Genomic DNA, 8944 nt, shown 5'->3' on the forward strand with positions numbered 1-8944 from the left:
CCGCCCTGCCGATGCACGGGCATCGGTGCCTCCGCTTTCGGAAGCTGGGTCGCGACCGGAAGGATCAGGGTCGCCGTGGTGCCGATACCGACCTTGCTGGAGAGCTGAAGGGCACCGCCGAGCTGCACGGCAAGACCATGCACCATCGAGAGGCCAAGTCCGGTTCCTTTCCCCAGCGGCTTCGAGGAAAAGAACGGCTCCACGGCGCGCTTCAACGTCTCGGGAGACATGCCCTCCCCGTTGTCGATCACGGATAGCGCCAGATAGCGACCCGGCGGCAGCCGCGCCTCTTCGCTCGTCTGATCCTCCCGGATGCGGATTTCGATCGAACCTCCGTCAGGCATCGCATCGCGCGCGTTGATGGCGAGGTTCAAGATCGCGAGTTCAAGCTGGTTGGAATCGACCCGTGCGGGTGGCACGCGATCCGGAACGTCCAGACGCAGCTCGACCCGGGGACCGAGCGAGCGCTCGAGCAGATCGCTCATCCCCCTGATCAACGTGCCGAGATCGACCGCTTCCGCCCGCAGGTCCTGCTGGCGGGCGAACGCCAGCAGGCGTTGCGTCAACGAGGCGCCTCGTTCCGCTCCCTGCAATGCGCCATCGATCAGCCGGCGCAGGCGCGGGTCGTCCGGTATACGCTTGCGCAGCAGATCGAGATTGCCCATGACGGCCATCAACAGATTGTTGAAGTCGTGCGCGACGCCGCCGGTCAATTGACCGATTGTCTCCATCTTCTGGGCCTGTCGCAATTGGTCCTGCGCTTTCTCGCGCGCAGCGACCTCCCTCATCAGGTCTGCGGTGCGCTGCTCAACGCGCTGCTCGAGCGTGGAAGTGAGTTCTGCAAGCGCCGTGCGCTCCGCTGCAAGCTGTGCCAGCAAGGTCTCGCGCTCGATCTCCGCGACTTTGCGCGATGTGATATCGGAGCACACCCCCACCATCGATCGGACACTGCCATCGGGCCGCAGAACGGCGCGAGCCCGCACCTCGACCCAGTGCTGGGACCCGTCAGGCCAGATATTTCTGTATTCGATGCTGTAATCCCCGCCGCTGGACACGGCCCGGTCGAACACATCCTGCCGTCTGATCCGATCGTCCGGATGCACGGAGGCAAGCAGGTCCTGATAGGAGAATTCCTGCTCGGGCCGGCGACCGAAGAACAGCTTGCAGGTATTGGAGGCGTGGAGCACCAACGACGGCAGCTGCAATTCGAGCGTTCCCAGCCGTCCCGCCCTCAGCGCCGTTTGCAGAAGGCTTTCACTCTCCGTGAGATTCTCCAGAATGGCGCGCGACTGATATTGACGGCGGCGGCCCCTGATGGCGGATCCCACGACGCTGACAAGCGTGGTGGGATGAAACGGACGCTCGATGAAGGTAACGTTTCCCAGTGCCAGTGCGAGCCGCATGGCGTCGGGATTGCGCTCCGGACCACCGCCTTGGCGCGTCAGCAGAACGATCGGAAAGTCGGACCAGGAGGGCTGCTCATTCAACCATCGCACCAGCTTGCGCAGGTCGGCGGTTTTCACGGCTTCGTTGGCGATGATCGCGAGCCCCGCGCCGGCCGCCATCTCGCGGACGAGCGCCTCGAGGTCGGCGCAGGCATCCGCATAGAATCCTGCTTCCCTGATCAGGCTGGCGGCCACGGACGCGTCGCGGCCCGTCGGCGCAAACACCAAGGCCCGCTCGGACGATTCGCCCGGTCTCACGCACCGGGCTCCTGCAGGAGGGGCCTTCCTTCACCGACATAGACGGGCACGCCGCGCAACACACCTTGAAACTCTTCCAAGGGCTCCCCGATGGTGAGACCGTGATCGCTGATGCGGTATTCCCGGATCGTGGATTCGTGCAGGCCCATCCGTTTCTTGATGACGGAGACGGCGCGCCGGACGCTGCCCAGCGCCTCGAAATAACGCAACAGGATCACGGTATCGGCAAGATAAGTCACGTCGACGGGCGCCTTCATGTCACCGACGAGACCGTGTTGAGCCACCGTCATGAACGTCGCGGCCCCGCGGCGGTTGAGGTACTGCAGCAGCTCGTGCATGTGCAGGATGAGAGAATTTTCCTCGGGCATGGCCGCCTGGTAGCCATTCAGGCTGTCAATCACGACGGCCTCGATCCCGTGCTCGTTCACCTGCTTGCGGACCATGTGGGCGAATTCCCCGGGCGAGAGCTCGGCTGCATCGACCTGCTCGACCACGAGGCTGCCATCCCTGCACATCGCGTCGAGATCGATTCCAATACCCTTCATCCGCGCGAAGAGCAGGCCCAATTCTTCATCGAACACGAACAGTGCGGCCTTCTCGCCCCGCGCCACCGCTGCGACGGCAAACACGATTGCGATAAGAGATTTGCCTGTCCCCGAGGGCCCGAGAATGAGCGTGCTCGAGCCCGTTTCGACGCCGCCGCCCAAGAGCTGGTCGAGTTCGGCGATGCCGCTGGAAAACCTGCGGCGCTGCAGACTGGCGCGGTGCTCAGAAGCCACCAGCCGTGGAAAGACGTTGAGGCCGCCCGTCGTGATGGTCGCATCGTGATAGCCGCCGCGGAATTTCGTTCCTCGGTACTTGATCACGCGCACGCGGCGTCGCTCGGCGCCGTAAGCGGGAGCAAGCTCCTCCAACCGAAAAACCGCGTGCGCGACGCTGTGGACGGTCTTGTCGGCGACATCGGCCGTGAGATCGTCGAGCAGCATCACGGTCGTATTGAACCGGGAGAAATAGTGCTTGATGGCCAGGATTTGCCGGCGATATCGCAATGAACTCTGGGCAAGAAGCCGGATCTCGGAGAGGCTGTCGAGCACGACGCGGTGCGGCTTGACCCGATCGACTGCCTCGAAAATCTGCTTCGTCGTCTCTCCAAGCTCGAGATCGGACGAGTACAACAGGCTCTGCTGCTGCTCGGAATCGAGCAGGCTCTCCGGCGGCAGCAACTCGAAAACCGTCAATCCGTCGTCCAGAACCCAGCCATGCGAAGCGGCACCATCGCGCAGTTCGCGTTCCGTCTCCGACAGGGTGATGTACAGGCATCTTTCGCCTGCCTTGATACCTTCAAGCAGGAACTGCAACGCGACGGTCGTCTTTCCCGTCCCAGGCGCGCCTTCCACGAGAAACACATGTCCGCGCGACAACCCCCCGGACAGGATGTTGTCCAAGCCCCAGATTCCCGTTTGAGCTTTGCCTGTAAATTCTTCAACCGAACTCATTTTTCCCTCTACCGGCAATAGAACCAGCAATGGAACAATCAGTTCCGCGCTCACCCGGAGCGCACCTATGCACAGCGGACAGGGAAAGGGCCGGCCCGGGGGAAAAGGCGGAACATACGCCGGACCAACAGCGGTCGAAGTGTGACCGGTTAACCCAGGAACGGGATCCGACGGTCCTATCGCTTCTCGATGACGAGGCTCTGCACCGCGCGGCCAAAATAGCCCTGCCGGTCCGCGAGCCGCGACATCGCAAGACCCGCGCCATCGGGGCCGATCCAGGATTCACCATCGAGCAAAATCCACTCGCCGATCGGCTGGCGCGCAAAGCTCACGGTGAGGTCGGCGTTGATGTAGGTCCAGGCGCGGAAGTCGAGCGTCGAGGCGGTGCCGTTGGAGAAATCGGCGGCGACCACGGCGCGCATCGCCTGCGAGATTGCCTCGCCTTCGATCAGGGGATGGTCCACGCGAAACCAGATCGCACCGGCTCCGGCCCGGCCGAAGCGGCCGCGCGCCGCGCGCATCGAAACCGACCGCACGAACGGACTGGTGGCGGCGTGACCGTCCTCCAACAGCGAGTCCTCGGGCGGGGGCAGCGTCACCGGCAACTCCTTGACGTCGTCAGGCAGTGTCTGCGCCTTGGCCTTGATCTTCAGCACGGTGGCACCGACGACCTGCACGCCATCGGCGAGCAGCTTGACTTCGCAGAGCTGGATCTTGCGGCCCTCGCGCAGGACCTGGCTCTCGATCGCGAGCGGCGCCACCGGAACGGGGCGCATCAGGTCGATCGTGACGCGCGCGATGTTCATCGGCACCGGTGTCGGAATGCGCTCGGCCGCCCACGTCACCAGCGAGGCCGGCGCCGAACCATGCTGCATCCGTCGGTCCCAGGGACCGGCGGCATCAGGACTGGTGATGACGCTGTTGCCGTCGACGCGGTAGATGGCGGTCATGGGTTCTCTCTGGCGCACAATCGGAGTTCAGAAAAAAGTGTCGTCCCCGCGCAGGCGGGGACCCATACCCCCAGGGAGAAGTTGTGGCGCGAAACTAGTAGCCACGAGTCTTCGCCAAACCACTCCCTGGGGTTATGGGTCCCGGGCTCGCGCTTCGCGCGCCCCGGGACGACAAATGCGAGAGGTGCGGGACGATAAAGACTCACAACGGCGGATCGATCGCCTCGTCGTATTCCTTCTTGAAGCGCGCGATCAGCTCGGCGGCGGGGAGGATGCCGTCGACGCTGCCGATGCCCTGGCCGGAGCCCCAGATCTCCTTCCAGGCCTTCGGCTTGGCGCGCTCGCCGGAGGCGTCGGTGCCGAAGTTCATCTTGGAGGGATCGGAGGTCGGCAGGTTTTCCGGATCCATGCCGGCGGCAAGAATCGACGGCTTCAGGTAATTGCCGTGCACGCCGGTAAAGAGGTTAGAATAGACGATGTCGTCGGCCGTCGAGCCCGCGATCATCTCCTTGTACTTCTCGACCGCGTTGGCTTCCTTGGTGGCGATGAAGGCGGAGCCGATATAGGCGAAGTCGGCGCCGAGAATGCGTGCGGCGCGGATCGCCTTGCCATTGCCGATGGCGCCCGACAGCGCGATCGGGCCGTCGAACCATTTGCGGGTCTCGGCAACGAAGGCGAGCGGCGAGATGGTGCCGGCATGGCCGCCGGCGCCGGCCGCGACCAGGATCAGGCCGTCGGCGCCCTTCTCGATCGCCTTGTGCGCGAACTTCTGGTTGATCACGTCGTGGAAGACGATGCCGCCCCAGCCGTGCACCGCCTGGTTCAGCTCCTCGCGCGCGCCGAGCGAGGAGATGATCATCGGCACCTTGTACTTGGCGCAGAGCTGCATGTCGTGGTCGAGCCGGTTGTTCGACTTGTGCACGATCTGGTTGACCGCGAACGGCGCCGACGGCTTGTCGGGATGGGCGCGGTCATAGGCCGCGAGCTCCTCGGTGATCCGCGCCAGCCATTCGTCGAGCAGCTCCGGCGGCCGCGCGTTCAGCGACGGAAACGAGCCGACCACACCCGCCTTGCACTGCGCGATCACCAGATCGGGCACCGAGATGATGAAGAGCGGCGAACCGATCACGGGGATCGACAGACGCCCTTTGAACAAGGCAGGCATGGACATTGCGGAGCGATCCTCTCAAGGCGGCCAAATCGAAGGTTGGGTTTCATACCAACAAGGCAATCTTTCCACTGTCAAGTATTGCGTTTTGACGCCGGGGCGGATGCCGCACCCGCAATTCCAAGCCGCGGAATTCCTGCCTGTCCGCCCTCTCCGTCATTGCGAGAGCTGGGGCTCGCGAACACCTACCCAAGCAGATCCGGATTGATCAGCCGCTCGAACGAGAACATCTCGTCCCATTTCTCCTGCGTCAGCAGCTTGCGCTCGACAACAACGATCTGGTGCAGCGACTTGCCGCTCTTGTAGCCCTCGCGCGCGATCTCGGCGCATTGCTTGTAGCCGAGCAGCGGCTTCAACACGGTGACGATGCCGAGCGAGTTCAGCACCATGTTGCGGGTGTGCTCCTCGTTGGCGGTGATGCCGACGACGCAATTCTCGCGCAGGCTGTTGACCGCGCGCTCCATGGTGCGGATCGAGAAAAACAGCGCGAACGAGATCACCGGCTCCATCACGTTGAGCTGGAGCTGGCCGGCGGAGGCGGCCAGCGTCACCGTGGTGTCGAGGCCGATGACGAGGAAACTGGTCTGGTTGACGACCTCGGGAATCACAGGGTTGACCTTGCCCGGCATGATCGAGGAGCCCGGCTGGAGCTGCGGCAGGTTGATCTCGTTGAAGCCGGCGCGCGGGCCCGACGCCAGCAGGCGGATGTCGTTGCAGATTTTCGTCAGCTTGCTCGCGGTGCGCTTCAGCACGCCGGAGAGCTGCACATAGGCGCCGGTGTCCGAGGTCGCCTCGACCAGATCGCCGGCGAGAATGAAGTCGACACCGGTCAGCGCACTGAGGTGCCGGACCGCGAGCTTGGGATAGCCGACCGCAGCCGTGACGGAGGTGCCGATCGCGGTGGCGCCGAGATTGATCTCGCGCAGCAGCGCGCGCGCCTCGGAGATGCGGTCGACCTCCTCGCCCATGGTGGTGCCCCATCCCCGGAATTCGGCGCCGAGCGACATCGGCACGGCGTCCTGGAGATGCGTACGGCCCATCTTCAGCACGCGGTCGAACTCGCGGCCCTTGGTGAAGAACGCCTCCTGGAGCTGGCGCAGCGCCGTCATGTAGCTCTCGAGCCGCAGGATCAGCGCGAGCCGAAACGCGGTCGGATAGGTGTCGTTGGTGGACTGGCCGTAATTGACGTGGTCGTTGGGGCTGACGTGCTGGTAGTCGCCCTTGTTGAAGCCGAGCGATTCCAGCGCGAGATTGGCGATCACCTCGTTGGCGTTCATGTTGGTGGAGGTGCCGGCTCCGCCCTGGATGAAGTCGGTGACGAACTGATCCATCATGTCGCCGGCAATGACGCGGTCGCAGCCGAGGATGATCGCGTCGGCGACCTTGGCGTCGATCGCTCCGAGGTCACGGTTGGCCATCGCCGCGGCCTTCTTCACGTAACCCAGCGCCTTCACGAAGTAAGGCTCCTGGTTCATCGGAATGCCGGTGATGTGGAAGTTCTCCTTACCCCGGATGGTCTGGACGCCGTAATAGATGTCGTCGGCGATCTCACGCTGTCCGAGGAAATCCTGCTCCGTACGGCTCATGGGCGCTCCTTGTTGCATGCGCGCTGTGCCATCACGTCAGTTCTGGCACAGCGCGCTGGTCACGAAAGTATCGGTGCGGCAATCGTCCGGTTTGCGTTGCCTGCCCGGGATGAGAACCTTGGCCGAGCATTTCTCGGCGGAGTCGGCATTCAGGCTCTTGCCTTCCTTGTAGCCCTTGCCCTGGCAGAGCTGGTCGGCGGCCTGCTTGCAATCGGGCGCGCCGTTGGACGAGGCCGGGCAGGCCACGCGCCCCGACACCATGGTCGAGGGCTTGGCCAGCCGCGACAGATCGTTCATGGTCTCGCTGGGGCTTTTGATCGGCGGCAGGATCGAGGGCAGCTTTTCGAACAGCTTGCCCATTTCGTTGATCAGCCCCGGATTTTCCTCGCTCGTGGACGGAGCTTGTGTCGAGGGCGGCGGCGCGACCTTCGGCCCCTGCTCCTGGAGGCCGAGCGCCGGCGGCGGAGATTGCGGCCACGCCGTCCCGCCGGCACCAAGCAGGATCAGCAGCACTGCTGGCATCAGCGTCCCGAGCCGCACTGCCGGATTGCCGGATCGAACCATCATGACGGCAACCGTAGCCGAAGCCGGCGCAGCGGCAAAGCGTGGAGGTTCAGATCAGCTTGATCGCCACAACGAAGCCCAGCACCAGCACGGCGGCGCCGACCGCCACCACGAGGCCGAGATGCTTCTCGATCTTGACGCGGATCCAGTCGCCATAGCGGTTGAGCAGGATCGCGACGATGAAGAAGCGTCCGCCGCGCGCCACGATCGAGCACAGGATGAACAGGACGAGATTGTAACCGGCAAAGCCCGAGGTGATGGTGACGAGCTTGTAGGGGATCGGCGTCAGCCCCTTGAGCAGGATGATCACCGCGCCCCACTCGGCATAGGAGGCGCGGAAGGCGTCGACCTTGTCGCCGAGGCCGTAGACCTGGATTAGCCAGTGGCCGACCGAATCGAACAGCAGCGCACCGATCGCATAGCCCAGGAGGCCGCCGAGCACCGAGGTGACGGTGCAGATCGCGGCATAGACCCAGGCGCGCTGCGGGCGCGCCAGCGACATCGGGATCAGCATCACATCCGGCGGGACCGGAAAGAAGGAGCTTTCTGCGAAAGCCACGGCTCCCATGATCCAGAGCGCGTAAGGCTTGTGGGCGGCGTCGATGCACCAGTCGTAAATACGTTTCAGCATGGCGCCGCGATGAAGCACCATGGGGCGGATTTGTCCATCGCGAGTTTTTGAGCGTTTTGTGACGCTTTCGGCGCCGCTCGTTTAGTGGCGCTTGCGCGCCGTGCGGCCCTCGAGCGCGACAATTGGCCGCCTGGCGGCCACGCGCGGTGACGCGACTTTAGGCAGTTTCATCTGCGACTTCGGCAGCTTCTCGGCGATGCCGAGCATGTCTTCCCGCCGCGTCATCTCGCGCCAGACGTCCTCGGGGCGCACGCCGGCCGAGGCCCAGAGCACGGTGAGATTGTAGAGCAGGTCGGCGCTCTCCCGGATCACGGCATCGGTGTCGCCATTGACCGCATCGATGACGACTTCGATGGCCTCTTCGGCGAGCTTCTTTGCCATTTTGGAGGGACCGCGCTGAAACAGCCGGGCCGTACGCGATGTTGCCGGATCAAGATCTCTGGCCGCGAGCACAGCCAGATATAGCCGCTCAAGCGAATCACTCATGGTACTCAAAAACTACTCTAAACCAATGGCGGACGCGTTAACGCGCGACAATAAAAGCAGAAAACAGGCCGACGCGGCAAGTGCGGCGGCCTGTTTTGGTCAACCTTCGGTAGCCGGAGCTAGTAGCAGTTGGTGTGATAGCCCTGGCCGCAGAGCTCCGACGGGGCCGTCCCGCCGTAGCGCTGATACTGATAGTTCGGGCCCGGCCCGTAATAGGGGCCACCGCCTTCATAATAATAGGTCGGGGCGCTGGAATAGGCAGGACCGCCATAATAAGGCCCGTCGTCATAGGCGTAGGCATTGCGGGTCGCGGCGATCGCAAGGCCGGTGCCGACGATGCCGGCAAAGGCTGCGGCAGGC

8 protein-coding genes and 1 pseudogene are annotated in these 8944 nt (G+C 63.9%); all 9 read right to left on the reverse strand.

Annotated features, from left to right (window positions below; translation table 11 throughout):
* On the reverse strand, positions 1 to 1703 hold a 1703-nt coding region (locus PMI42_RS11060), incomplete at its 3' end, for a hybrid sensor histidine kinase/response regulator (protein ID WP_008133674.1).
* Positions 1700 to 3199: an ATPase domain-containing protein gene (locus PMI42_RS11065; RefSeq protein WP_008133675.1), complete on the reverse strand. Its 1500-nt coding sequence runs from the start codon at positions 3197 to 3199 to the stop codon at positions 1700 to 1702. The genes PMI42_RS11060 and PMI42_RS11065, both read right to left, overlap by 4 nt.
* A 176-nt stretch (positions 3200 to 3375) precedes the next feature.
* Positions 3376 to 4149, reverse strand: a complete 774-nt coding sequence (locus PMI42_RS11070) for a thioesterase family protein (RefSeq protein ID WP_008133676.1) — start codon at positions 4147 to 4149, stop codon at positions 3376 to 3378.
* 202 nt (positions 4150 to 4351) lie between these two features.
* Entirely contained in the window at positions 4352 to 5320 is a 969-nt protein-coding gene (locus PMI42_RS11075) for an NAD(P)H-dependent flavin oxidoreductase (RefSeq protein WP_008133678.1), read from the reverse strand.
* 182 nt (positions 5321 to 5502) lie between these two features.
* Positions 5503 to 6903 carry an aspartate ammonia-lyase gene (locus PMI42_RS11080; RefSeq protein ID WP_008133679.1) on the reverse strand — a complete coding sequence of 467 codons (1401 nt, stop codon included), beginning with the start codon at positions 6901 to 6903 and terminating at the stop codon, positions 5503 to 5505.
* 36 nt (positions 6904 to 6939) lie between these two features.
* Positions 6940 to 7470, reverse strand: a complete 531-nt coding sequence (locus PMI42_RS11085; RefSeq protein ID WP_035965224.1) for a hypothetical protein — start codon at positions 7468 to 7470, stop codon at positions 6940 to 6942.
* Positions 7471 to 7516: 46 nt separating this feature from the next.
* On the reverse strand, positions 7517 to 8119 hold the full coding sequence (locus PMI42_RS11090) for a YqaA family protein (protein ID WP_008133683.1): 603 nt from the start codon (positions 8117 to 8119) through the stop codon (positions 7517 to 7519).
* A gap of 60 nt (positions 8120 to 8179) precedes the next feature.
* A complete protein-coding gene (hisE, locus tag PMI42_RS11095) occupies positions 8180 to 8584 on the reverse strand; it encodes a phosphoribosyl-ATP diphosphatase (protein WP_035965225.1) in 405 nt (134 codons plus the stop codon).
* 119 nt (positions 8585 to 8703) lie between these two features.
* Positions 8704 to 8944, reverse strand: a pseudogene (locus tag PMI42_RS11100) (hypothetical protein); the annotation flags it as partial.

Origin of the sequence: Bradyrhizobium sp. YR681 (assembly GCF_000282615.1) — a bacterium.
Lineage (GTDB): Bacteria > Pseudomonadota > Alphaproteobacteria > Rhizobiales > Xanthobacteraceae > Bradyrhizobium.